Origin of the sequence: Nonomuraea sp. NPDC049129 (genome assembly GCF_040648495.1) — a bacterium.
Taxonomy (GTDB): Bacteria; Actinomycetota; Actinomycetes; order Streptosporangiales; family Streptosporangiaceae; genus Nonomuraea.
Window position 1 is genome coordinate 378,602 of sequence record NZ_JBEZDU010000002.1, and the last position, 23,026, is coordinate 401,627.

A 23,026-nucleotide genomic window follows, 5' to 3' on the forward strand; every position below is an offset into this window, starting at 1 on the left:
TGAGCGGAGGCCGCCGGGATCCCGCGCCGCACTTCCCGCGGCCGGGCGGGCGCGACCTCACGCGCCCACATCGGGGGTGAACCACCCGACCACGAAGAGCCGCCCGGCACCACACCGCCGGGCGGCGCTTTGCTGCCTTCCCGCAGACATCTGCTTTCGAGCCACCCGCCGTCCGTGGCCGGACCCCGTTCAGGGGCGCCCTCCTCCGTACCCGCTTTACGGGCACTTCCCTTTTACGGCAGGCACGGTGAGCCCCACCCGCCGTCCATGGCCGGGCCCCGTCCAGGGGCACGCTCCTGCGGTTCACGGGGCTGGGCGCCGTGACGTGCGCGTTCTTGGCCGCCTGCTTCGGCCTACGTCACCCGGCGGATCAGCGGGATATACGGCGGTAGGCGCGGACGGCCAACGGCATGAAGACGACGATGAGCGCCCCGGACCACAGCAGGCTCGCCGCGATCGGGTGCTGGAGCGGCCAGGCGGTGGAGTGCGACGTCGGGTTGCCGAAGAGCAGGCGGGCGGCGGCGACCACGGCGCTCATCGGGTTCCAGTCGGCGAGCGGCTTGATCCAGGCGGGAAGCCCCTCCGTCGGGACGAACGTGTTGGCCAGGAACGTCATCGGGAACAGCCACCCGAACGTCGCCGCGTCCGCCTGGGCGCCACTCTTGACGAACAGCCCGATGTACGTGCCCACCCAGATCATCGCGAAGCCGAACAGGGCCAGCAGGCCGAACGCCGCCGCCGTCTGCCCGAAGGTGCCGTGCGCCCGCCACCCCGCCAGCAGCATCGCCGCCCCCACCATCGAGGCCAGCGACAGCAGGTGCATGGACAGGTCGGCGACGCTGCGGCCGATGAGCACGGCGCCGCGGGCGATCGGCTGGGCGCGGAACCGGTCGATGATGCCGCGCTCCATGTCCTCGCCGACCGCCGTGGCCGCGGCGGCCGCGGTCATCGCCATGACCTGCATGAAGATGCCGGGCATCAGGTAACTGCGGTAGTCGCCCCCACCGGGGAGGGTGATCGCGCTGCCGAAGACATAGCCAAACAGGATGGTCATGACAACGGGGAACACCAGGTATCCCGCTATTTCCCCTGGCTGCGCCATCAGCCTGAAGTAGGTGCGGCGCGCGATGGTCAGGGAGTCGGAGATCGTCCAGCGGAGGCGCTCGCCGAGCGTCGTCGGTGGAGCGGGTACGTGGACAAGGGTCATGTGGAGTCACCTCGTGGGAATCGGCCGGACCTGCCGGAAGGGCGGTTCGGGTGGCGGTCAGCGGCTGTGGGCTGGTGGTCGGGTGGTCAGGTGGTGGTCAGGTGGAGGAAGACCTCGTCCAGGGTGGGGCGACGGAGGGACAGGTCTTCGACCGGGATCATGGCCGTGTCCAGCGCGCCGGCGATGCGGATGAGCGACTGCGCCCCCTGTTCGACCGCCACCGTCACCCGCCGCTCGTCCACCACCTCCACCTGCCGTTCATCGGCCGCGCGCCGTACCAGGTCGAGGGCTTGGGGGACGTCGGCGGCGGCGCGGAGGACGACCTGCACCCGGTCGCCGCCGATCCGCTGCTTCAGCTCCGCGGGTGAGCCGGAGGCGGCGACCCGCCCCTGGTCGAGCAGGACGATCTGGTCGGCGAGACGGTCGGCCTCGTCCAGGTATTGAGTGGTGAGCAGCAGCGTGGTCCCTTCGGTGACCAGGTCGCGCAGCAGTTCCCACAGCCCGAGGCGGCTGCGCGGGTCGAGGCCGGTCGTGGGCTCGTCCATGAACAGCACGGGCGGCGCGACGATCAGGCTGGCGGCCACGTCGAGGCGGCGGCGCATGCCCCCTGAGTACGTCTTGACCCGCCGGTTCGCGGCGTCGGTCAGGTCGAACCGCTCGAGCAGTTCGTCGGCCCGCCGCCGGGCCGCCGCCTTGGGCAGGTGGTACAGGCTGCCGAACATCTCCAGGTTGCGCCGCCCGGTGAGCAACTCGTCGACCGCCGCGTGCTGCCCGGCGAGCCCGAACATGAAGCGCAGCCGCGCCGCGTCCCGCACCACGTCCAGCCCCGCCACCTCCGCGTGACCGGAGTCGGGGCGGAGGAGGGTGGTGAGGATGCGTACGGCGGTGGTCTTGCCCGCCCCGTTGGGCCCGAGGAGCCCGCAGACCGTGCCCGCCGGCACGGACAGGTCGATGCCCGCCAGCGCGTCCTTGGACCGGTAACTCTTCCGGAGCCCTTCCGCGTGGATCACGACGAACCTCCTTAACGCCGTTAAATCTAACGCTGTTAAGGATGCATTGAACGTTGTTAAACTGTCAACCGTGGCACTCGAAAAAGGCACCATCGTGGCGACGGGGCTCCGCTTGCTCGACGAGGTGGGCCTCGACGGCCTCACCTTGCGGCGGCTGGCGGCGGAGCTCGGCGTGCAGGCGCCGGCGCTCTACTGGCACTTCAAGAACAAGCAGCAGTTGCTCGACGCGATGGCGGTGGCCATGGAGGCGCCGCATGTGACGCGGCCGGTGTTCACGGACCCGTCGCAGTGGCGGGAGTGGGTGGCCGACTACGCCCGCGGCAGCCGGTCGATACTCAACTCCCACCGCGACGGCGCCAGGCTGGCGGCCGGGACGCGGTCGTCGCCCGAGATGTTCGCGATGGTGGAGCGGGCGGTGGAGGCGCTGGAGCTGGCGGGCTTCACGGTGGCGGACGCGGCGCGGGGACTGTTCGCGGTGAGCAACTACGTGGCCGGGTTCGTGCTGGAGGAGCAGGCCGACCGGACGCGGCCGGACACGGACGAGTCGGGGCCCGACATGGCGGAGTTTCAGGCACGCTACCCCCGGATCATGGCGGCCCTGCTGGAGGAGGGCGACCCGCAGGGCGACCGCTCGTTCGAGGCGGGGCTGGCCCTCATCCTGGACGGCATGCGGCTGCGACTGTCCAGCGGGAGCGCCGCCGATTGAGGTGCTTGGCGGACTGCGGATCGCGGTATCTGGCACCATGTGAGTGGCGACCGCCCGGCGAAACTCCACTTCGCCGGGCGGCGCCGATCATGGCGTCCGGATGAGCGTCCTGACGGTGTCGATCACAGCATCCGTTTGAGCACGTTGACCGTGTTGGCGAGCACCTCGTCCGAGACGGCGCCGACGTAGAAGTCGAAGCGCTCCGGGGAGATGGCACGAAGCTGCTCGACCATCGCCCAACTGGTCTTGGCCAGGCCCGTTCCCTTCGGGGTGATTTGGACATGCGTGAGATAGCCGCGATTTCGCGTCGTCAGCGGGACGGCGAAGACCAGTCCCAATCTCGACTGGTTGAGACTGTCGTTGCTGATGATCAGAGCGGGCCGGGGAAAGCCCTGTTCGCGGCCGGCTGGGTCACCGAAGTTGGTGAACCAGATCTCACCTTGGGTTATCTTCATCGGTCTCCTCGGGGAACGTGATCAGCCCCTCCCACTCGGGTGCGATCCGGCGAGAGCGTGAGGGCGGCCCCAAGGCGAGCTCTCGTTCGGCGAGGTAGTCGGCCCAGGCGGCGGGATCCTCCTTCTGGGTTCGCTTGATCTGCTCGTTGACCCTTTCCCAGAACACCTTCTGCTCGTAGTCGTGGATGGCGTCGATCAGCACTTCGGTCATGCTCCGGCCCTCCTGTCGGGCGATTCGGGCGATGCGATCTCTGGTCTCGACGCTGACGCGCATCGTCGTGGCCTTCTGCTTCATGCGCACACTCCGGAGGCTACGTCGGCGTCTGAGAGGAATCTACATGTCCTTGGTTACGCAAAGGGCTGGAATGGCAACTTAGAGTAAAGATGATTGACTCTCCTCCGTGACTCAGATGGCATTAGTGCTGATTGTTGGCGGTTTGGCGGTCTTCGTTGGGGCGGTTGTCCAGGGCAGCGTGGGGTTCGGGCTGGGATTGGTGGCCGCGCCGGTGCTCACCATGCTCGACCACTCCCTGATGCCCACCGCAATCCAGGTGGTCAACGTCACGTTGCCGCTGTTCACGCTGGCCGCGGAGTGGCGGAAGGTGGACTGGCGCGGGGTGGTTTTCGCGGTGCTGGGGCGGCTGCCCGGTGCGGCCATCGGTGGAGTCGTCCTGGTCTACATATCCGTCTACGCGCGAGGCGTCTTCGTGGGGGTCATGGTGCTCATCGCGGTGGGACTCACGGCGTGGGCGGTCAGCGTGCCGCGCAACGCCGCGACCATCGCGGGGGCCGGGTTCTTCTCGGGCATCACCGGCACCGCGACCGGCGTCGGCGGGCCGCCGATCGCGCTGGTCTACCAGCACGCCAAGGGGCCGCAGATCCGGGCGACGCTGGCGATGATCTTCTTCCTCGGCGCCGCGCAGTCGCTGGCGATCCTGGCCTTCGTGGGGGAGTTCTCCGGCCGGGCGGCCATCACGGGGGCCGTGCTGATCGTGCCGATGGTGCTCGGGTTCCTGGTGTCGGGGCCGCTGCGGCGCTACCTGGACGGCGGGAAGGTACGGACCGCGGTGCTGGTGGTCGCCGCCCTCTCGGCCGCCGCCCTCATCGCCCAGAGCCTGGCCACCTGACCCGGGCCGCCTGACTCAGTCCGTCTGCCGCTGATCCCCGAGCCCTGAGCGCCCGAGCTCCAGAGCTCCAGGCGCATGAGTCCCTGAGAGCCCCCGAACATACTCCTGCGATTGAGGAGGCGGGCGATACAACCTTTTGTCGCACAAGTCGCGTTGGCAACCGGGGAGAGGAGATCACATTGGACCGTCACGACGGCTTCCGTGAGTTCGTGCTCGCCCGCCAGCAAGCCCTGATGCGGACCGCGTACCTGCTCACGGGAGACCCGCACCTGGCCGAGGACCTGCTGCAGAGCGTCCTGATCAATGTCGTGGGCCACTGGTCCAAGCTGGTCAAGGGCGGCAACCCGGAGGCGTACACGCGCAAGGCCATGGTCAACCAGTACATCTCCTGGAAGCGCAGATTACGTCCCGAGGTGCCGAGCGGTGATCCGCCCGAGCGGGGCGCGTACTCCGACGGAGCCGTGCTCGACCGGATCGTGTTGCGTCAGGCGCTGGCCAAGCTGGGGCGCAGGCAGCGGGCCGTGATCGTGCTGCGTTTCTGGGAGGACCTGACCGAGGCGCAGACGGCCGAGGTGCTGGGCTGTGCGGTCGGCACCGTCAAGAGCCAGACCCATCACGCGCTGGCCCGCCTGCGCGAGGTCGCGCCCGAACTGGTGCATCTGCTGGATGATCCCGAGATCGTGGAGGTGGCGCGATGACGAGACTGCGCGAGGCGTTGGGGGACATTGCCGAGGAGGCTCCGCTGGTGAGCCTCGCCGACGTGGCCATCGCGGGCCACCGGCACAGGCGGCGGACCGTGCTGACGGCATCCGCCGTGGCGGTGCTGTGCGTGACGGCGGCGGTGGCAGTGGTGGTGGCGGTGCCGTGGCCGCGTGGTGCCCAGACGGCCACGCGGCAGGGCCAAGAGGCCGTGCCCGACCTGCCCCAGGGCAAGGTGGGGGCGATCAGCCGCGCGTACATGACATCCTGCAAGGTCGTCGAGCATGAGATCGACTGCACCGCGGTCGAGTGGCGGGTGGTCACCCGCGCCGGCAAGACCTACCGCGTGCCGCAGGCGCTCGCCAAGACCGCCAAGGGCGAGCGGGTGCCCGTCGCGATCAGCCGGGACGGCCGCCTGCTCGCCTACTACAGCCGCGACGCTCAGGCGCACGTGGTGCGCGACCTGGTGGGCGGCTCCGAGACGACGTCGCCGGTCACCATCAAGGAGGAGCGGATCGGCGTGGGTTCCATGCTTGTGCTCTCCGACGACGGCCGGTACATCGCCTTCGACCCGCGCGAGGGCAGCAAGTATCCCGGCATGCTGATCGACGTGCGCACCGGCAGGACGACGCACATCAACGGCAAGTACGAGCCGGTCAGCGTCAAGGGCGGCGTCGCCGAACTGGTCCGCTATCGCAAGACCGACCTGTGGCTCATGCCCGTCACGGGGGGCGGCAAGCCGGTGCGCTTCAACGGCGTGTTCATCATGTTCAGCGAAGTAGCGCCCGACGGTCGTACGGTGGCCGCCGTCGAGTTCCCGAAGGTCGGCAAGGGCGAGCCCCTGATGCTCGAAAAGAGCACACTGACCCTGCTCGACGCCAAGACCGGCAAGCTCCTGCGCAAGGTGCCCATCAGCGGCCTGCCGGACGACCGCGGGGGCGTCGCCGGCACCACGATCTGGCAGAGCGAATCCGAGGTCACGCTCCTGTACGGGGGCAAGGAAGGCGAGCGTTCGTACGCGGTCGACGTCAACACCGGGCGGGCTCGGCTCCTGGACCGTCAATCGGGCAGGACCATGAACCTGAGCTATCCCGGGGCCGCGAGCGGCTGACCGCCGCACAGGAGACGCAGCAGAGACGCTGCCCAAGAGACGCCGCGTCGGCCGGATCCCCCCGGCCGGTGCGGCGTTTCGCTTGTCCGGAGGCACGCGCCCGGTGAACCTCCGATGTCAGCCGCGTTTCTAGATTGTTATCCGCAACAACAAACTCCCCCCTTCGTAGGTCTTCCAAAGCAGGCCGTCCCGGAATACGTTGCCGCAAACAACATTCATCCGGGCCCTCCGGAAGAAAGGACCCTGCACTATGCGCAAGGGGATCCTCAGCCTGACCGCCGCGGCCGCCGTTCTAGCCCTCGGTCTCACCGCCTGCGGGGGCAACAGCGGTCCGACCTCGTCCACGTCTTCCGCGCAGAGCACGCAGAGCTCGCAGAAGGCCGGCAAGATCGGCGTCATCCTGCCCGACAGCAAGTCCTCGGCCCGCTGGGAGACGGCGGATCGCAAGTACCTGGAAGAGGCGTTCAAGGCCGCCGGGGTGGCCTACGACATCCAGAACGCCCAGAACGACAAGACGGCCTTCCAGACCATCGCCGACCAGATGATCACCAACGGCGCCACCGTGCTGATGATCGTCAACCTCGACAGCGGCACCGGCAAGACGGTCATCGACAAGGCCAAGTCCCAGGGCGTGGCGACCATCGACTACGACCGGCTGACGCTGGGTGGCGGCGCCGCCTACTACGTGAGCTTCGACAACACCAAGGTCGGCACCCTGCAGGGCGAGGGCCTGGTCAAGTGCCTGACCGACAAGAAGGCCAGCAAGCCGATCATCGCCGAGCTCAACGGCTCGCCGACCGACAACAACGCCACCCTCTTCAAGGCCGGGTATGACGGCGTGCTCAAGCCCAAGTACGACTCGGGCGACTACGTCAAGGGCCCCGACCAGTCCGTGCCCGACTGGGACAACGCCCAGGCCGGCACCATCTTCGAGCAGATGCTGACCAGCGCGCCGAAGATCGCCGGCGTGCTGGCCGCCAACGACGGTCTCGGCAACGCCGCCATCACGGTGCTGAAGAAGAACAACCTCAACGGCAAGGTCCCGGTGACCGGCCAGGACGCCACGGTCCAGGGTCTGCAGAACATCCTGGTCGGCGACCAGTGCATGACCGTCTACAAGGCCGTCAAGAAGGAGGCCGACGCGGCGGCCAAGCTCGCGGTCGCGCTGGCCAAGGGTGAGAAGCCCACGGCGAGCGGCAGCGTCAAGGACCCGCAGAGCAACCAGGACGTGCCGTCCGAACTGCTCGACCCGCAGCCGATCTACCTCGACAACGTCAAGGACGTCGTGGCGGACGGTTACGTGACCAAGGAGGAGCTGTGCACCGGCGACTTCGCCGCCAAGTGCACCTCGGCCGGAATTCAGTAGGAAAAGGAAGAAAGCGGAACCGGGTACGGCCGCGACCTAAGAGGGCGGCCGTACCCCTCCCCAAGGGAGCCTCATGACCCCCCTGCTCGAAGTGCGCGGGATAGACAAGAGCTTCGGCCCGGTACAGGTCCTGCATGACGTCACCTTCGCCGCCAACCCCGGCGAGGTGACGGCCCTGGTCGGCGACAACGGCGCGGGCAAGTCGACGCTGGTCAAGTGCATCGGCGGCATCTACCCGATCGACGGGGGCGACATCCTCTTCGACGGCCGCCCCGTCCAGGTGCACGGCCCGCGTGACGCCGGTGAGCTGGGCATCGAGATCGTCTACCAGGATCTCGCACTCTGCGACAACCTCGACATCGTCCAGAACATGTTCCTCGGCAGGGAACGCCGCAGCGGGCTCGTGCTCGACGAGGCGTCGATGGAGGAACTGGCCACACAGACGCTCGACGGACTGTCCGTCCGTACGGTGAAGTCCATCAGGCAGCAGGTGTCCAGCCTGTCCGGCGGTCAGCGCCAGACGGTGGCCATCGCCAAGGCCGTCCTGTGGAACAGCAAGGTCGTCATCCTCGACGAGCCGACGGCCGCCCTCGGCGTCGCCCAGACCGCGCAGGTGCTGGAGCTGGTCCGCCGGCTCGCCGACACCGGCCTGGCCGTCGTCCTCATCTCGCACAACCTGAACGACGTCTTCGCCGTCTCCGACCAGATCGCGGCGCTCTATCTCGGCAGGATGGCCGCGCAGGTCAGGACCGCCGACGTGACGCACGCGCAGGTCGTCGAACTGATCACATCCGGCCGGAGCGGAGACCTGGGGATCGCGCAATGAACAAGGTCAAGGAACTCCCCGGCGAGGCGATCGTCACCGCGAAGCAGTCGCCGTCGATCGGGCACAGCGTCACCGCCTACATCGAGCGGGTACGCGGCGGCGACATGGGCGCGCTGCCGGCCGTACTCGGCCTGCTGGTGCTCTGCACCGTCTTCGCCATCGCACGTCCCGCCTTCCTCACGGCGATCAACATCGCGAACCTGTTCACCCAGGGCGCCGCGGTCACGGTGATCGCGATGGGCCTGGTGTTCGTGCTGCTGCTCGGCGAGATCGACCTGTCGGCCGGTTTCGCCAGCGGCGTCTGCGCGGCGGTGCTCGCGGTGACGCTCACCAACATGGGCCTGCCCTGGTACGTCTGCGTGGGGGCGGCGATACTCACCGGCATCGTCATCGGCACCGTGCTCGGCACGCTGGTGGCCAAGGTGGGCATACCGTCCTTCGTGGTGACGCTGGCCGCCTTCCTCGCCTTCCAGGGGCTGGTCCTGGTGCTGGTCGACGAGGGGACGAACATCTCGATCCGGGATCCCGTCATCGTCGCCATCGCCAACAAGAACCTGCCGGTCTGGCTGGGCTGGGCGCTCTTCGCGGCCTGCGTGGCGGGGTACGCAGCCCTCCAGCTCTTCAGGGCCGGCCGGCGGTCGAAGCGCGGGCTGGTGGCCGACCCACTCTCGCTGATCGCCGCCCGCGTGGGCGCGCTGGCGATCATCGGGGGCGTCGTCGTCTACGTGCTCAACCTCGAACGCTCCCGCAACCCGGCCATCAGCTCGCTCATGGGCGTGCCGATCGTGGTGCCCGTGATCCTCGTGCTGCTGGTCGCGTGGACGTTCGTGCTCCGCCGTACCGCGTTCGGCCGGCATATCTACGCGGTCGGCGGGAACGCGGAGGCCTCCCGCAGAGCCGGCATCGGCGTCGACCGGATCAGGATCAGCGCGTTCGTGATCTGCTCCGCGATGGCCGCCGTCGGCGGCATCGTCGCCGCCTCCCGGGCCAGCTCGGTCGACCCGAACACCGGCGGCAGCTCCGTGCTGCTGTACGCGGTCGGCGCCGCGGTCATCGGCGGCACCAGCCTGTTCGGCGGGAAGGGGCGGGTCCTCGACGCGATACTCGGCGGCGCCGTGGTCGCGGTGATCGAGAACGGCATGGGCCTGATGGGGTACGGTGCGAGTGTGAAATACCTGGTCACGGGGTTCGTTCTGCTCCTGGCCGCGGGTGTCGACGCTCTGGCGCGCAAGCGGGCGGCAGCCGCTGGTCTAAGGTGATCAGCGACTCTCACCCCTTTAAGGAAGCCCAGACGATGCGTGCCGGTCCCTCCCAGGAGGACATCAGGCGTCACAACCTCGGCGCCCTGTTGCGGCACGTCCATCTGGGCGGGCCGACCTCGCGCGCCGAGCTGACGTCGAAGATGGGCCTCAACCGCAGCACGATCATGGCGCTCACCTCCGACCTCACGGCGGCCGGCCTGGTACGCGAGGAGCTGCCGCGCGAGACCGGCCGCGCGGGCCGCCCCTCGCTCGTGGTGCGTCCCGAGTCGGCGCGGGTCTACGTGTTCGCCTTCGATGTGGGCCCGGACCGGCTGGCCGTCGCGCGCGTCGGGCTGGGCGGGGTGATCCTCGACCGCAGGGAGGCCGTACGCCTGCGCGGCCCGTTCGAGCTGGAGGAGCTGGCCGGGATCCTGGCCGGCTTCGCCCGGCAGATGCGGCGCAAGACCAGGGCCGACACGGTCTGCGTCGGCGCGGCCGCGGCGGTCGCCGGCGGGGTGCGCAAGGGCGACGGCATGATCAGGTTCGGCCCGAACCTCGGCACCGAGGAGGTGCCGTTCGGTGAGGAACTTGGTCGCAGGCTGGGCCTGGGCCTGCCCGTGAGCGTGGGCAATGACGCCAACCTGGCCGCGCTGGCCGAGCACAGCCGCGGCGTCGGGGCCGCCGTCCGGGACCTGATCTACCTGCACGGAGACGTCGGCATCGGCGGCGGGATCATCGCGGGCGGTCACCTGCTGGGCGGTCACGACGGCTACGGCGGCGAGGTCGGCCACATGGTCGTCAACCCCGGCGGGCGGGCCTGCGGCTGCGGTTCGCACGGCTGCCTGGAGGCCGAGGTGGGGGAGCGGGCCCTGCTGGAGACCGCCGGCCGGCTGGCCGGCGAGCAGCACGGCAGGGACGCGGTGCGCGCCGTGGTCGACGCCGCCGACCGGGGCGACATCGTGGCCCAGGAGGCGCTCAAGAAGGTCGGCGACTGGCTCGGCCTGGGCGTCGCCAACCTGGTCAACATCTTCAACCCGGAGATGGTCATCTTCGGCGGGATGCTACGGGAGATCTATCTCGGCGCGGCCGCTCAGGTACGCACCAGGCTGACGCTGCACGCGATGGCGCCGCAGCGGGAGAAGCTGCGGCTGCGCACCTCGGCCCTGGCCGACGACGCGACGCTCGTGGGCGCGGCCGAGCTGGCCTTCGCCCACGTGCTCGCGGACCCACTGGAAGTGCTGGCCAGGGCCAACGCCTAGGAGACCCGGCTCTTCGGCGCGGTCCAGGTGTTGCAGTACCGGGCCGATCCGCCGCTGTAGCCGCGATCCTGCCAGTAGGCGAGGTTGGCCGGCTTGCCGTGGACCTTGCTCTCCCCGGCCCTGCTCACGGCGTCGGTCCACTCGTCCCAGGTGATGCCCGGGTCGATGGAGTCGAGGGTGGAGCTGTAGAAGACGCCGGCGAAGCACTCGGCCTGCATCTCCAGGCGGTGGCTGAGTATCGTGCGCGCGCTCCCTCCGGCTCTCCAGTAGAGCCTGTTCTGCTCGTCCAGCATGCCGCTGAGCTGCTGCACGTGGTGGCCCCACTCGTGGGCGACGGAGTGCGCGATGTTCATCCGGAACGGGTCCTGCAGGTCCCGCTTCATGATCCGGATGGCGATCGTCCGCTGCGCCGGGCAGTACTGGGCGCCGTTGCTGGTGATCTTGCCGCAGACCGACCCGCTGCCGGTCGTGATGGCGATCTTCGGAGGGCTGTAACGCAGCCCGGCGGCCTTGAACCTGGTGGCCCAGAAGGTGTTGGCGCACCTGGCCATGGCCCGGTGGAAGGTCTTGAGTGAGGCGGCGCTGCCCTTGCGGATCGCGGGGATCGCGCACGACTGCGGCGACGGGGTGCCGGACCGATAGATCTTGTTCTTGGCCAGTACGGCGGGCGGCGCGATCTGCGCGACCTGCGGGGCCGTGGTCTCCGCGTTGGCCGTGCCAGATAGGGCCAAACCCACGACCATGCCGACAGATGCGGCGATAAGGGGTATACGCACGATCGCGGATACTAGACCACTAGGTCGGGCCCTGTTCGCGAGACCTGTGCTTTGTCCGGAAAGCGCAATGCGGCCGCGCCGTAGGGCGCGGCCGCATCAGAGCGGGAGAAAGAACTACGGGAGAAAGAACTAGGCGACGGTACGCGCCGACGCGGCCCAGGTGTTGCAGGAGCCGGGGGACGCCGAGCCGTAGCCGCGGTTCATCCAGTACGCCTGCGACGGGCCCCGGCCGTGGTCGTTCTGCGGCCAGCCCTTGGCGCCGTTCTTGCGGAACCAGTTGACGGTGTAGTCCCACTCACCCGAGTCGACGGGCAGCGTGCCCTCGACCGTGCGCATGAAGACCGAGGAGAAGCACTCCGCCTGCAGCTCCGAGCGGCGCGAGAGCGCGAGCTGGCCGGACCTGCCGCTGGCGTTCCTGGCGGCCCAGTAGTAGTTCCAGATGCCCGACATGTTCTGCACGTGGTGGCCGTACTCGTGGGCCATCAGCCGGGTGATGCCCAGCGCGAACGGCTGGCGCAGCTGAGTCTTGGTGATCAGCATGTACATCGTGCGGTCGGTCGAGCAGTAGATGCCGTCGGCACCCGCGCTCCACGGGCCGCAAGGCGTGCGGACCTTCTTGGTGATGATGCGCAGCCGCGGCTTGCTGAAGGAGAGGCCGGCCTTGCGGAACTGGGTGGCCCAGGAGCGGTTCAGGCAGTTCGTCACGGTCGAGAGGAAGCGCTTGTAAGCCGTCGTGCTGCCCTTGGGCAGGTTGCCGGGCGAACAGTTGGAGCTGGCGAGCCGTCCCGTCCGGTACAGCGGGCTGGCCGTCGCGGCGGCCTTGCCGCGAGGGGGCGCCGCCTGCTGAGCGGCTGGCTGGACGACCTGCTGACCTGCGGAAACGGGCTGGACATCGGCTGTCGCCGTTCCCGCGCCAGCCAGCGCGATAACCGCGCCTGTGGCCACAAGGGACGACAGCTTCTTCATGGGGAGAGTGTTCATAGTGAAGGAAAGACTAGGTCAAGATCGGACATATGTGGGTGGATTTGACTCTATGGAGCTCGATGGAGTCAGCAAGGCAGGCACGAACTAGACTCGATCGGGTTAGCGCACAGGAGCAGAGGGGATCGCATCCGTGAGCGGGTTGCTGGGCTCGGTAAAGGGACCACACGACGTCAAACGCCTGGATGCAGAGGAGCTGCCGCAGCTAGCGGCGGAGATCCGTGACCTGCTCGTCGACTGCTGCGCCCGCTTCGGCGGCCATCTCGGCCCCAACCTCGGTGTGGTGGAGCTCACCATCGCCCTGCACCGCGTCTTCGACTCGCCGAACGACCCGATCGTCTGGGACACCGGGCATCAGTCGTATGTTCATAAATTGCTCACCGGCCGGGCCGCGGGCTTCGGCGCGCTGAAGCAGGAGGGCGGCCTGTCCGGCTACCCGAGCCAGGCCGAGTCCGAGCACGACTTCGTCGAGAACTCCCACGCCTCCACCGCGCTGTCCTACGCCGACGGCCTGGCCAAGGCGTTCAAGCTGCGCGGCGAGCACGACCGCACGGCCATCGCGGTGATCGGTGACGGCGCGCTGACCGGCGGCATGGCCTGGGAGGCGCTCAACAACATCGCGGCGGGCAAGGACCTGCGGCTGGTCATCGTCGTCAACGACAACGGCCGCTCCTACTCGCCGACGATCGGCGGCCTGGCCTCCCACCTGTCCTCGCTGCGGGTCAACCGCCGCTACGAGGACATGCTCGAGTACGTCAAAGACAAGATCGGGAACGTTCCCGTGCTCTACGACGCGCTCCACGGCATCAAGAAGGGCGTCAAGGACGTCCTGGCCCCGCAGGTCATGTTCGAGGACCTCGGCCTGAAATACGTCGGGCCGATCGACGGCCACGACGAGCAGGCCATGGAGGCGGCGCTGCGCAAGGCCCGCGACTTCCGCGGCCCGGTCATCGTGCACGCCCTCACCCAGAAGGGCCGCGGCTACTCACCGGCCGAGAACCACGACGAGGACCAGTTCCACTCGCCCGGCGCCTTCGACCGGGCCACCGGCGCGGAGAAGCCCAAGGGCCGCATCTGGACCAACGTGTTCAGCGAGGAGCTGGTCAGGCTCGGCAAGGACCGCGAGGACCTGGTCGCCATCACCGCCGCGATGCTCCACCCGACCGGCCTGGCCGCCTTCGCCGAGGCCTACCCCGAGCGCATCTACGACGTCGGCATCGCCGAGCAGCACGCCCTGACCAGCGCGGCCGGGCTGGCGCTCGGCGGCATGCACCCGGTCGTCGCCGTCTACGCGACCTTCCTCAACCGGGCCTTCGACCAGCTGCTCATGGACGTGGCCCTGCACCGGCTGCCCGTCACCGTGGTGCTCGACCGGGCGGGCGTCACCGGCGACGACGGCGCCAGCCACAACGGCATGTGGGACCTGTCGATCCTCCAGGTCGTCCCCGGCCTGAAGATCGCCGTGCCGCGCGACGGCGAGCGGCTGACCGAGCTGCTCGGCGAGGCCGTGGAGGTCTCCGACAGCCCGACCGTGCTGCGCTTCCCCAAGGGCCCGGTCGCCGAGCCGATCGAGGCCGTCGGCAAGCTGGGCACGATGGACGTGCTGCGCGCGGGCGAGCCCGACGTGCTGCTGGTGGGCGTCGGCCCGATGGCGCGGATCTGCATGGACGCCGCCCTCCTGCTCGACGCGCAGGGCATCTCGGCGACCGTGGTCGACCCGCGCTGGGTCAAGCCGCTCGACGAGGCGCTCGTGGCCGCCGCGAGCGCCCACAAGCTGGTCGCGGTCGTCGAGGACAACGGCCGCGTGGGCGGCGTCGGCGACGCGGTGTCCCGCCTGCTGCGCGACGCCGACGTGGATGTGCCCGTACGCGGCTACGGCATCCCGCAGCGCTTCCTCGACCATGCCAAGCGGGCCGCGATCCTCGGCCAGATCGGGCTGACCGGCCAGGACCTGGCGCGCGAGATCACCGAGGCGATCGCCAAGCGGAGCAGCCCCATCGAGAGCCAGTCCGCGCCACGCTGATCGCCCTGGTCACAGCCCGTGTAGGGATGATCAACCGGGGGTTTGGGAAGACGCTGAGTGTGGACATCTTTCGCACCAAGAGCGTCGAGCAGTCGATCCTCGACACCGAAGCCCCCGAGCATCGGCTGCGAAAGCGACTGACCGCCGTCGACCTCACCGTCTTCGGCATCGGCGTCATCGTCGGCACCGGCATCTTCGTCCTCACCGGCCGCGTGGCCAAGGAGACGGCCGGTCCGGCGGTGGCGCTCTCCTTCATCGTGGCCGCCGTCGTCTGCGGTCTGGCGGCGCTGTGCTACGCGGAGTTCGCCTCGTCGATCCCCGTGGCCGGATCCGCCTACACCTTCTCGCTGGCCACGCTGGGCGAGTTCCCGGCCTGGGTCATCGGCTGGGACCTGATGCTGGAGATGGCGCTGGCCGGGGCGGTGGTCGCCGTCGGCTGGTCGGGCTACTTCGCGTCGCTGATGTCCTCGCTGGGCCTCCAGCTGCCCGGCTGGATGGCGGGGGAGCACCCCGTGATCAACCTGCCCGCGATGGTCATCGTGCTGATCCTCACCGGCGTTCTGACCGCCGGGATCAAGCTGTCGTCGCGGGTCAACCTGGTCATCGTCACCATCAAGGTGGCGGTGATCCTGCTCGTCATCGTGGCCGGGCTGTTCTTCATCAACACCGCCAACTACTCGCCGTTCATCCCGCCGCCGGTGTCCACGCCGGGGGTCGAGGGGCTGAAGGCGCCGCTGATCCAGGTGCTGTTCGGCATCACGCCCGTCGCCTTCGGCGTGATCGGCATCTTCTCGGCCGCCGCGATCGTGTTCTTCGCCTTCATCGGCTTCGACATCGTCGCCACCGCCGCCGAGGAGACCATCAAGCCGCAGCGCGACCTGCCGCGCGGCATCATCGGCTCCCTGGCCATCTGCACCGTCCTGTACGTCGCGGTGTCGCTGGTCGTGGTCGGCATGCAGCGCTACGACAAGCTGAGTGAGAAGGCGCCGCTCGCCGACGCCTTCACCGCGGTCGGGCAGTCCTGGGCGGCCACGCTGATCAGCATCGGCGCGATCGCCGGCCTGACCACCGTGGTGATGATCCTCATGCTGGGGCAGAGCCGGGTGCTGTTCGCCATGTGCCGCGACGGGCTGCTGCCGGTCGCGCTGGCGAAGGTCCACCCCAGGTTCGGCACGCCGGCCCGGCTGACGATCATCATCGGGCTGGTCACCACGGTGCTGTCCGGGTTCATCTCGCTCAGCGCGCTGGCCGAGCTGGTGAACATCGGGACGCTCTTCGCGTTCGTGGTGGTCTCGGCAGGTGTGATCGTGCTGCGTCGGACACAGCCGGATCTGCACCGGGCCTTCCGTACGCCGATGGTGCCGCTGCTGCCGATCCTGTCGGTGCTGGCCTGCCTCTACCTGATGCTCAACCTGCCGGTCGAGACGTGGCTGCGATTCCTGGTGTGGCTGATCATCGGTGCCGTGCTCTACTTCGCCTACGGCTACCGCCACAGCCGGGTCCGGGTGACCGGCCCGAAGGGGTAGGCGCCCGGGGCGCCCACCCCTCGCCGGTCAGGCGGCCGGCGGTCTGACGGTGAAGACCGCTCCGCCCGCCGCCTTCATCCGGCAGGAGTTGGAGAAGATGTAGGTCCATCGCAGCGACGTCCCGCGCCACTTGCCCACCACCACGACGGTGTGCGGCTGGTACTCGTCGGTGCACACCGGATTGGGCACCACGTTCAGCTTGCTCGGGTCGCCCTTGACCTTCCGCAGCAGGTCGCAGGCCGCGGCGGGGGTGGGGTGGCTGCCGCCGTCGGGGTCACAGGTGAGGGTGGCCCCCTTCGGCAGGTCGTCCACCACGACAACGATCTTCAGCGTCGACTTGGGGGCCGTTCCGGCGAGCGCGGGGGTCGCCGTCGCCAGCGCGACTCCGCACAACGCGATCGTGCCGACTGCTCTCATCATGGATCTTCTCCGTTCGTAGCGCGGCGAACACGCTACGTGACGGACGGCCGGACTTTGGGAGGCCCGCCGGACGGGCCTCCCAAGATTCGGTCAAGCCGGCCCGTCTCAGGCGGGCACGGAGGCGGTCCCGGACGGGAGGAAGCGCGGCCGGGCCAGACCCGACCTGTCCAGGTACGGGGTGATCCCGCCCAGATGGAACGGCCAGCCCGCGCCGAGGATCATGCACAGGTCGATGTCCTGCGCCGCCGCGACCACGCCTTCGTCCAGCATGATCTGGATCTCCTCGGCCAGCGCCCGCAGCACGCGCAGCCGTACGTCGGCGGCGGTGGACGGCGCCGAGCCGCCCGCGAACAGCGCCACCGCCTCGGGGTCGAGCGAGAAGTCGGGCAGATAGACGCCCGGCTTGCCGGAGGCGACCAGCTTGGCCATGTTCGCCGAGACGCCGAAGCGCTCGGGGAAGGCCGCGTGCAGGGTCTCGGCCACGTGCAGGCCGACGGCCGGCCCCACGAGCTGGAGCAGCGCGAACGGCGTCATCGGCAGCCCGAGGTCGTCGAGCGAGTGTTCGGCGACCTCCAGCGGCGTGCCCTCGTCGACCGCGGCGATCACCTCGCCCATGAAGCGGGTGAGCAGCCGGTTGACCACGAACGCCGGAGCGTCCTTCACCAGCACGGACGACTTCTTCAGCGACCGGCCCACGGCGAATGCGGTGGCCAGCGTCGCGTCGTCGGTCGCGGGCGCCTTGACGATCTCCAGCAGCGGCATCACCGCGACCGGGTTGAAGAAGTGGAACCCGACCAGCCGCTCCGGACGCTCCAGCGCGGCGCCCATCTCGGCCAGCGAGAGCGAGGAGGTGTTGGTCGCGAGCACGCAGTCGGCCGAGACCACCGCCTCCACCTCCGCGAACACCTGCCGCTTGACGGCCATCTCCTCGAAGACCGCCTCGATGACGAAGTCGGCGTCGGCGAAGGCGTCCTTGGTCAGCGAGCCGGTCACCAGCCCCTTGAGCCGGTTGGCCTGGTCGGCCGAGACACGGCCCTTGGCGAGCAGCTTGTCGACCTCGGCGTGCACGTGCCCCACGCCCTTGCCGAGCCTGCTCTCGTCGAGGTCGGTCAGTACGACCGGCACCTCCAGGCGGCGGGCGAACAGCAGCGCCATCTGCGAGGCCATCAGCCCCGCGCCCACCACGCCGACCTTGGTCACCTTGCGGGCCAGCGCGGCGTCGGGGGCGCCCGCCGGGCGCTTGGCCCGCCGCTGCACCAGGTCGAAGGCGTAGAGCCCGGCCCGCAGCTCGTCACCCATCAGCAGGTCGGTCAGCGCCTCGTCCTCGGCGGCGAAGCCCTCGTCGCGCGTGGCCGTACGGGCCAGGGCGACCAGGTCGAGCGCCCGATAGGGCGCGGGGGAGGCGCCGCGCAGCTTCATGTCGACCAGGAAACGCGCGTCGGCGACCGCCTTGTCCCAGTCATCGTCGGCGTACGAGTCGCGTGCCACGACGGTGTCGCCGGTGAGCACCCGGGCGGCCCAGCGCAGCGACTCCTCCAGGAAGTCGGCCGGCTCGAACATCGCGTCGGCGACGCCCAGCTCGAACGCCTGGGCACCCTTGAGCATCCGGTTCTGCGACAGCGGGTTCTCGATGATCAGCTTGAGCGCGCGGGCCGGGCCGATCAGGTGCGGCAGCAGCTGCGTACCGCCCCAGCCCGGTACCAGCCCGAGGAAGCACTCGGGCAGCGCGATGGCCGGGACGCCCGAGGAGATCGTCCGGTAGGTGCAGTGGAGGGCCACCTCCAGGCCGCCGCCCATCGCCGCGCCGTTGACGAACGCGAACGACGGGATCGGCAGCTCGCCCAGGCGGCGGAACACGTGGTGCCCCAGCGCGCCGATGGCCCGCGCCTCCTCGCGCGAGGCCATGGTCGTCGCGCCCTTGAGGTCGGCGCCGACCGCGAAGATGAACGGCTTGCCCGTCACGCCCACGGCGGCCAGGTCGGTGCGGGCGGCGATCTCGGACAGGGCGCCGTTCAGCGCGAACAGCCCGTGCGGGCCGAAGGTGTTGGGCTTGGTGTGGTCGAAGCCGTTGTCGAGGGTGATGAGCGCCATCGTGCCGGCCCCGCCGGGCAGTTCGACGTCGCGGACCAGGGCCTTGGTGACGACTTCGCCGGTGTCGCGCTCGGTCAGCAGCGAGCGCCAGGTGTCGAGGTTGCTCATGCCAGGTTCTCCCAGATCACGGTGCCGCCCATGCCCATGCCGACGCACATGGTGGTGATGCCGTAGCGAACGTCGGGGCGCTCGCCGAACTGCCGCGCGAGCTGCGTCATCAGTCGCACGCCCGAGGAGGCCAGCGGGTGGCCGAAGGCGATCGCGCCGCCGTAGGGGTTCACCCGCGGGTCGTCGTCGGCGATGCCGAAGTGCTCCAGGAAGGCCAGCACCTGTACGGCGAAAGCCTCGTTGATCTCGAACAGCCCGATATCGGAAATATCGAGATTTGCCAGGCGGAGCGCCCGCTCGGTGGACGGGATCGGGCCCACGCCCATCACCTCGGGGTCCACTCCGGCGAAGGCGTAGGAGACCAGCCGCATCTTCGGCGCCAGGCCCAGCTCGGAGGCCGTCTCGGCGGCGGCCACGACGCAGCCGGTGGCCCCGTCGTTGATGCCCGAGGAGTTGCCCGCCGTGACGTTGCCGTGGGCGCGGAACGGCGTCTTGAGCGCGCCCAGCCCGTCCAGCGTGGTGCCGGGGCGCGGCGCCTCGTCCTCGACCGCCAGGCCCCAGCCCCGCTCGGCCGTCCTGATCGCCGTGGGGACCAGATCGGGCTGGATCCGGCCGTCGGCGTACGCCTTGGCCACCTTCTCCTGCGACAGCACCGCGTAGGCGTCGGCACGGTCCTTGGTGATCGTGGGGAAGCGGTCGTGCAGGTTCTCGGCCGTCATGCCCATGACCAGGGCGCTCGGGTCGACGAGGCGCTCGGACAGGAACCTCGGGTTCGGGTCGACGCCCTCGCCCATCGGGTGACGGCCCATGTGCTCGACACCGCCCGCGATGGCCACGTCGTACGCGCCGAACGCGATGCCGCCCGCGACCGTGGTCACCGCGGTCATCGCGCCCGCGCACATGCGGTCGATCGCGTAGCCGGGCACGGTCTTGGGCAGCCCGGCCAGCACCGCCGCCGAGCGGCCGATGGTCAGGCCCTGGTCGCCGATCTGGGTGGTCGCGGCGATCGCGACCTCGTCCACGCGCTCCGGGGGCAGCCCCGGGTTGCGCCGGATCAGCTCGCGGATGACGCGGACGACCAGGTCGTCCGCGCGGGTCTCCGCGTACATGCCCTTGGGCCCGGACCGGCCGAAAGGTGTGCGTACGCCGTCGACGAACACGACGTCACGAGAGGAAGGCACGGATTCGCTCCTCGTTGCTCGGCAGTTACCGCGCCTATGCTACTGGTCAGTAACCACGCTGCGGACGAGGCCCGTGCCCGCCGCCGAACCCGCCGGCGCCTCGGTGGCCCGGCTCATCACGTCGGCGAAGCCGTACAGGCCCGTGCTCGCGGAGCGGGCGTGGCGCCCGTACAGCCGAGCGGCGGCGTCACCGCCCACCCGCGGCCGACGGAGAGCCTGCTGAGCGCCGGCTGCGGCGTCCTGGGCGGGCTCGCCGGGAGGGGCGCGAGCTCGGTCATGGGGGTCATGATCTCGTCACTGCGCGTGACTGCGCGCTGAATTTCGGTCTTTTGGATGGAGTCCTCGATTGGACCGAAACTCCGGTCCTGACCGAGATCAGCGCCGTCATGCGCGGCCTTTGCTGGCTTTAGGTGGGCCGTGTCCCGTTACCGTGCGTATAGGGCTGGAGCAGGTGCGTGGTCATGTGCAGGCAACCTTCGGGCATACCCCTCGGGGGGTCCGCCGAAACGGGGGATCAGAGTTGTGACACCAGCTTATTTATGAGCATCCTGTGAAATTTCCGGACAAGTGGTGGAGAAGTCTGTTAGGAAGGGTCGCGGTCCAGATTCGTATTAGAGAGGTTCCATCGTGGCGCGCGACGAGAACGACAGGCCATATGAGGATGGGCAGGGCAGGTCGGCGAACCCGGAGCTGACCGGCGACGTTCTGTCTCCGCGCTGGAGCACGGACGACACCGACGAACAGCCGGCCATTGTGGTCTCGGGCAATGAGACCTACATCCTCCCGCCGGACAACGGCGCGCCCGAGTTGTACATCCCGCCGTCCGAGGGGCAGCACCGCGCGACAGGTGCCGAGGGTGAGCTGTACACGGGTGACCCGGCCAGCGGTCCCCTTTACGGGGATTCGCTTTACACGGGTGGCGACCAGCTGTATGCCGGTGACGCGCCCAGTGGGCCGCTCTACAGCGGTGACTCGGCCAGTGGGCCGCTTTACACGGGCGATGCGCAGAGGGAGCCGCTCTACTCCGGTGACACCGGCGAGCCGCTCTACACGGGTGACGCCCAGAGTGGGCCGCTTTACACGGGTGACGCGCCGAGTGGGCCGCTTTACACCGGTGACCAGCCGAGTGACGCCTACCTCCCGCTCGACAAGAGCTACGGGTCCTCCTACGACGATGACGAGTCCGCGGAGCCCAAGCGCGGCTTCCTCGGCTCCGGCTGGACCGACGGCTCCCAAGGGGGCGGTCACCAGGCCGAGGGCGACAAGGAGGTGCGCCGCCGTACCAAGGTGCTGCTCATGGCGGCCGTCGCGGTCGTCGTGCTCGGCGCGGGGGCCGGCTGGATGCTGACCGGTACGTCCTCCGACGACCCGTGCCAGAGCGGGAAGTGCGCCAGCGCCGAGCAGGTGAGCGCGCCGGCCGCCTCTCCCACGGACTCGGAGCCGACTGACACCGAGGAGGAGGCCACCGACCCCACGGAATCGGACTCCCCGGAGCCGACCGCGTCGGCCACCGCCGCCCCGTCGCCGACCGCCGCCCGGGTGCGCCCCACCCGTACCCCCTCTCCGCGGGCCACCCGCACGCGCATCGGCGAGCCGACCGCCAAGCCGAGCACCCGGGCCACCAGGGCGACGCAGGACACGATCAAGGACACGGACACCGGCACCACCCAGAAGCAGCCGACGCAGGACCCGGCCAAGCAGGAGACCAGCCAGCCGACGCAGGCGGTCCAGACGCAGGCTCCGGTGCCGGCTCCGACGGAGACCAAGAAGGGCCTGTTCGACATCCTGTTCCCGTGGGGATGAAGTCCTTCGGCGGTGACTTCCTGTCGCGCCGGCCCCGAGACGTGTAAGGATGCGGACCCAGGTGCCGGTCTGGCACACTGGGAAACCGCTTTCCGGGAGGTCTCGTGGTCACGCTGGAAGACGTCGCCAAGCAGGCGGGCGTCTCACTCGCCACCGCCTCGCGGGTGCTCAACGGCAGCACCCGCCAGGTGGGCGCCGACCTGCGGGCCCGCGTCGAGCGAGCCGCGTACGAGCTGGGCTACCGCGCCAACATCGCGGCGCAGACACTGGCCCGCGGGGCGAGCAACGTCATCGGCATCGTGGTCCACGACCTGACCGACCCCTACTTCGCGGCGCTGGCCGACGGCGCGATGCGGGCCGCGGCCGGCGAGGGCCTGCTGGTCATGGTGGGCACCACGCACCGCGACCCCGAGCAGGAGATCGCCTACGTGGCGACGCTCAACGCCCAGCGCGTACGCGCCGTGCTGCTGGTCGGCTCCCGCGTCGCCGACCCTGAGGTCACCGAACGGCTCCGCGCCGAGCTGGACCGCTACCGGGCCAGCGGCGGGCGGGCCGCGTGCGTGGGCCAGGACCTGCTCGGCGTCGACACGGTCGCGCCCGCCAACCACGAGGGCGCCGCCGCCCTGGCCCGCTCGCTGGCCGGGCTGGGCCACACCCGCTTCGCCGTACTGGCCGGGCCGCCGCGCCTGATGACCGCCCGCGACCGCTGCGCCGGGTTCGTGTCGGCGCTGGCCGAGCTTGGCCTGCCGGAGCCGCGCGTCATCGAGGGACCCTTCGACCGCGACGGCGGCTACCGGGCGGCCCAGGAGACGGGGGACGCGACGTGCGTGTTCGCCGTCAACGACGTGATGGCCGTGGGGGCGCTCGCCGCCTACCGCGAGCGGGGGATCCGGGTGCCGGACGATGTGTCGGTGGCAGGCTTCGACGACATCGCGACGCTACGCGACCAGGTGCCCGCGCTGACCACGGTACGGCTGCCGCTGCAGGACATGGGCGCCCGCGCCCTCGAACTGGCCTTGGCGGCGGAGGAGGAGCCGACGGTGGAGCAGGTGCCGGGTGAGGTGGTTTTGCGCGAGAGCGTACGGGCGCTGCGCTGAGCTTCGCCGTACA

At 69.7% G+C, this 23,026-nt stretch carries 22 protein-coding genes; 12 read left to right on the forward strand and 10 right to left on the reverse strand.

Annotation, left to right across the window (positions count from 1 at the left end; all coding sequences use genetic code 11):
• Positions 1 to 370: 370 nt before the first annotated feature.
• Entirely contained in the window at positions 371 to 1,207 is an 837-nt protein-coding gene (locus tag AB0B64_RS06760) for an ABC transporter permease (RefSeq protein ID WP_357940922.1), read from the reverse strand.
• An 86-nt stretch (positions 1,208 to 1,293) separates the two neighbouring features.
• A complete protein-coding gene (locus AB0B64_RS06765) occupies positions 1,294 to 2,217 on the reverse strand; it encodes an ATP-binding cassette domain-containing protein (RefSeq protein WP_358175233.1) in 924 nt (307 codons plus the stop codon).
• Between the two features lie 70 nt (positions 2,218 to 2,287).
• On the opposite strand from AB0B64_RS06765, the gene AB0B64_RS06770 reads away from it, so the two are divergent.
• A complete protein-coding gene (locus tag AB0B64_RS06770) occupies positions 2,288 to 2,923 on the forward strand; it encodes a TetR/AcrR family transcriptional regulator C-terminal domain-containing protein (protein WP_357940926.1) in 636 nt (211 codons plus the stop codon).
• A gap of 122 nt (positions 2,924 to 3,045) precedes the next feature.
• Here AB0B64_RS06770 and AB0B64_RS06775 read toward each other — a convergent pair whose 3' ends face one another.
• Together AB0B64_RS06775 and AB0B64_RS06780 are read right to left on the reverse strand one after the other, a co-directional pair.
• On the reverse strand, positions 3,046 to 3,378 hold the full coding sequence (locus AB0B64_RS06775) for a type II toxin-antitoxin system PemK/MazF family toxin (protein ID WP_358175236.1): 333 nt from the start codon (positions 3,376 to 3,378) through the stop codon (positions 3,046 to 3,048).
• Positions 3,359 to 3,679 carry a hypothetical protein gene (locus AB0B64_RS06780; RefSeq protein ID WP_358175239.1) on the reverse strand — a complete coding sequence of 107 codons (321 nt, stop codon included), beginning with the start codon at positions 3,677 to 3,679 and terminating at the stop codon, positions 3,359 to 3,361. Before AB0B64_RS06780 ends, AB0B64_RS06775 begins: the two co-directional genes overlap by 20 nt.
• A gap of 136 nt (positions 3,680 to 3,815) precedes the next feature.
• Here AB0B64_RS06780 and AB0B64_RS06785 point away from each other — a divergent pair, with 136 nt between their 5' ends.
• From AB0B64_RS06785 to AB0B64_RS06815, 7 genes are all read left to right on the forward strand, one after another.
• The gene (locus AB0B64_RS06785; RefSeq protein ID WP_358175242.1) at positions 3,816 to 4,505 is read left to right on the forward strand and encodes a sulfite exporter TauE/SafE family protein; all 690 of its coding nucleotides are present in this window, start codon (positions 3,816 to 3,818) and stop codon (positions 4,503 to 4,505) included.
• Positions 4,506 to 4,684: 179 nt separating this feature from the next.
• Complete coding sequence (locus AB0B64_RS06790) at positions 4,685 to 5,203, forward strand: SigE family RNA polymerase sigma factor (RefSeq protein WP_358175245.1); 519 nt, start codon at positions 4,685 to 4,687, stop codon at positions 5,201 to 5,203.
• Entirely contained in the window at positions 5,200 to 6,315 is a 1,116-nt protein-coding gene (locus tag AB0B64_RS06795) for a hypothetical protein (protein WP_358175248.1), read from the forward strand. Before AB0B64_RS06790 ends, AB0B64_RS06795 begins: the two co-directional genes overlap by 4 nt.
• A 250-nt stretch (positions 6,316 to 6,565) precedes the next feature.
• Entirely contained in the window at positions 6,566 to 7,681 is a 1,116-nt protein-coding gene (locus tag AB0B64_RS06800; RefSeq protein WP_357642521.1) for a substrate-binding domain-containing protein, read from the forward strand.
• Positions 7,682 to 7,754: 73 nt separating this feature from the next.
• Positions 7,755 to 8,507, forward strand: a complete 753-nt coding sequence (locus tag AB0B64_RS06805) for an ATP-binding cassette domain-containing protein (RefSeq protein ID WP_357940942.1) — start codon at positions 7,755 to 7,757, stop codon at positions 8,505 to 8,507.
• Positions 8,504 to 9,766, forward strand: coding sequence for an ABC transporter permease (locus AB0B64_RS06810; RefSeq protein ID WP_358175251.1), 1,263 nt, complete (start codon positions 8,504 to 8,506; stop codon positions 9,764 to 9,766). Before AB0B64_RS06805 ends, AB0B64_RS06810 begins: the two co-directional genes overlap by 4 nt.
• Positions 9,767 to 9,801: 35 nt before the next feature.
• Positions 9,802 to 11,007, forward strand: coding sequence for an ROK family transcriptional regulator (locus AB0B64_RS06815; RefSeq protein WP_357940946.1), 1,206 nt, complete (start codon positions 9,802 to 9,804; stop codon positions 11,005 to 11,007).
• On the opposite strand, the gene AB0B64_RS06820 is transcribed toward AB0B64_RS06815, so the two are convergent.
• The gene (locus AB0B64_RS06820; protein WP_358175254.1) at positions 11,004 to 11,783 is read right to left on the reverse strand and encodes a neutral zinc metallopeptidase; all 780 of its coding nucleotides are present in this window, start codon (positions 11,781 to 11,783) and stop codon (positions 11,004 to 11,006) included. The genes AB0B64_RS06815 and AB0B64_RS06820 overlap by 4 nt on opposite strands.
• A gap of 129 nt (positions 11,784 to 11,912) precedes the next feature.
• Positions 11,913 to 12,749 carry a neutral zinc metallopeptidase gene (locus AB0B64_RS06825; protein ID WP_358175257.1) on the reverse strand — a complete coding sequence of 279 codons (837 nt, stop codon included), beginning with the start codon at positions 12,747 to 12,749 and terminating at the stop codon, positions 11,913 to 11,915.
• 157 nt (positions 12,750 to 12,906) lie between these two features.
• Here AB0B64_RS06825 and dxs point away from each other — a divergent pair, with 157 nt between their 5' ends.
• Both dxs and AB0B64_RS06835 read left to right on the forward strand, forming a co-directional pair.
• On the forward strand, positions 12,907 to 14,787 hold the full coding sequence (gene dxs, locus AB0B64_RS06830) for a 1-deoxy-D-xylulose-5-phosphate synthase (protein WP_358175966.1): 1,881 nt from the start codon (positions 12,907 to 12,909) through the stop codon (positions 14,785 to 14,787).
• Between the two features lie 59 nt (positions 14,788 to 14,846).
• The gene (locus AB0B64_RS06835; RefSeq protein WP_358175260.1) at positions 14,847 to 16,313 is read left to right on the forward strand and encodes an amino acid permease; all 1,467 of its coding nucleotides are present in this window, start codon (positions 14,847 to 14,849) and stop codon (positions 16,311 to 16,313) included.
• A gap of 27 nt (positions 16,314 to 16,340) precedes the next feature.
• Here AB0B64_RS06835 and AB0B64_RS06840 read toward each other — a convergent pair whose 3' ends face one another.
• From AB0B64_RS06840 to AB0B64_RS06855, 4 genes are all read right to left on the reverse strand, one after another.
• Positions 16,341 to 16,733 carry an SSI family serine proteinase inhibitor gene (locus tag AB0B64_RS06840; protein WP_358175263.1) on the reverse strand — a complete coding sequence of 131 codons (393 nt, stop codon included), beginning with the start codon at positions 16,731 to 16,733 and terminating at the stop codon, positions 16,341 to 16,343.
• A 105-nt stretch (positions 16,734 to 16,838) separates the two neighbouring features.
• On the reverse strand, positions 16,839 to 18,932 hold the full coding sequence (locus AB0B64_RS06845; RefSeq protein ID WP_358175266.1) for a 3-hydroxyacyl-CoA dehydrogenase NAD-binding domain-containing protein: 2,094 nt from the start codon (positions 18,930 to 18,932) through the stop codon (positions 16,839 to 16,841).
• Positions 18,929 to 20,113, reverse strand: a complete 1,185-nt coding sequence (locus AB0B64_RS06850) for a thiolase family protein (protein ID WP_358175269.1) — start codon at positions 20,111 to 20,113, stop codon at positions 18,929 to 18,931. Before AB0B64_RS06850 ends, AB0B64_RS06845 begins: the two co-directional genes overlap by 4 nt.
• 116 nt (positions 20,114 to 20,229) lie before the next feature.
• Entirely contained in the window at positions 20,230 to 20,391 is a 162-nt protein-coding gene (locus AB0B64_RS06855) for a hypothetical protein (RefSeq protein ID WP_358175272.1), read from the reverse strand.
• A gap of 349 nt (positions 20,392 to 20,740) precedes the next feature.
• Between AB0B64_RS06855 and AB0B64_RS06860 the strand changes: the two genes are divergently transcribed.
• Positions 20,741 to 21,916: a hypothetical protein gene (locus AB0B64_RS06860; protein ID WP_358175275.1), complete on the forward strand. Its 1,176-nt coding sequence runs from the start codon at positions 20,741 to 20,743 to the stop codon at positions 21,914 to 21,916.
• Positions 21,917 to 22,020: 104 nt separating this feature from the next.
• Positions 22,021 to 23,013 (forward strand): LacI family DNA-binding transcriptional regulator, encoded by a 993-nt coding sequence (locus AB0B64_RS06865; protein WP_357940964.1) that lies wholly within the window; start codon positions 22,021 to 22,023, stop codon positions 23,011 to 23,013.
• Positions 23,014 to 23,026: the final 13 nt, after the last annotated feature.

Coding starts and splice junctions, on each gene's coding strand:
- AB0B64_RS06760 (WP_357940922.1), bottom strand. CDS start 1,207: ATGACCCTTGTCCACGTACCCGCTCCACCGACGACGCTCGGCGAGCGC.
- AB0B64_RS06775 (WP_358175236.1), bottom strand. CDS start 3,378: ATGAAGATAACCCAAGGTGAGATCTGGTTCACCAACTTCGGTGACCCA.
- AB0B64_RS06795 (WP_358175248.1), top strand. CDS start 5,200: ATGACGAGACTGCGCGAGGCGTTGGGGGACATTGCCGAGGAGGCTCCG.
- AB0B64_RS06800 (WP_357642521.1), top strand. CDS start 6,566: ATGCGCAAGGGGATCCTCAGCCTGACCGCCGCGGCCGCCGTTCTAGCC.
- AB0B64_RS06805 (WP_357940942.1), top strand. CDS start 7,755: ATGACCCCCCTGCTCGAAGTGCGCGGGATAGACAAGAGCTTCGGCCCG.
- AB0B64_RS06810 (WP_358175251.1), top strand. CDS start 8,504: ATGAACAAGGTCAAGGAACTCCCCGGCGAGGCGATCGTCACCGCGAAG.
- AB0B64_RS06815 (WP_357940946.1), top strand. CDS start 9,802: ATGCGTGCCGGTCCCTCCCAGGAGGACATCAGGCGTCACAACCTCGGC.
- AB0B64_RS06825 (WP_358175257.1), bottom strand. CDS start 12,749: ATGAAGAAGCTGTCGTCCCTTGTGGCCACAGGCGCGGTTATCGCGCTG.
- AB0B64_RS06840 (WP_358175263.1), bottom strand. CDS start 16,733: ATGATGAGAGCAGTCGGCACGATCGCGTTGTGCGGAGTCGCGCTGGCG.
- AB0B64_RS06845 (WP_358175266.1), bottom strand. CDS start 18,932: ATGAGCAACCTCGACACCTGGCGCTCGCTGCTGACCGAGCGCGACACC.
- AB0B64_RS06855 (WP_358175272.1), bottom strand. CDS start 20,391: ATGACCGAGCTCGCGCCCCTCCCGGCGAGCCCGCCCAGGACGCCGCAG.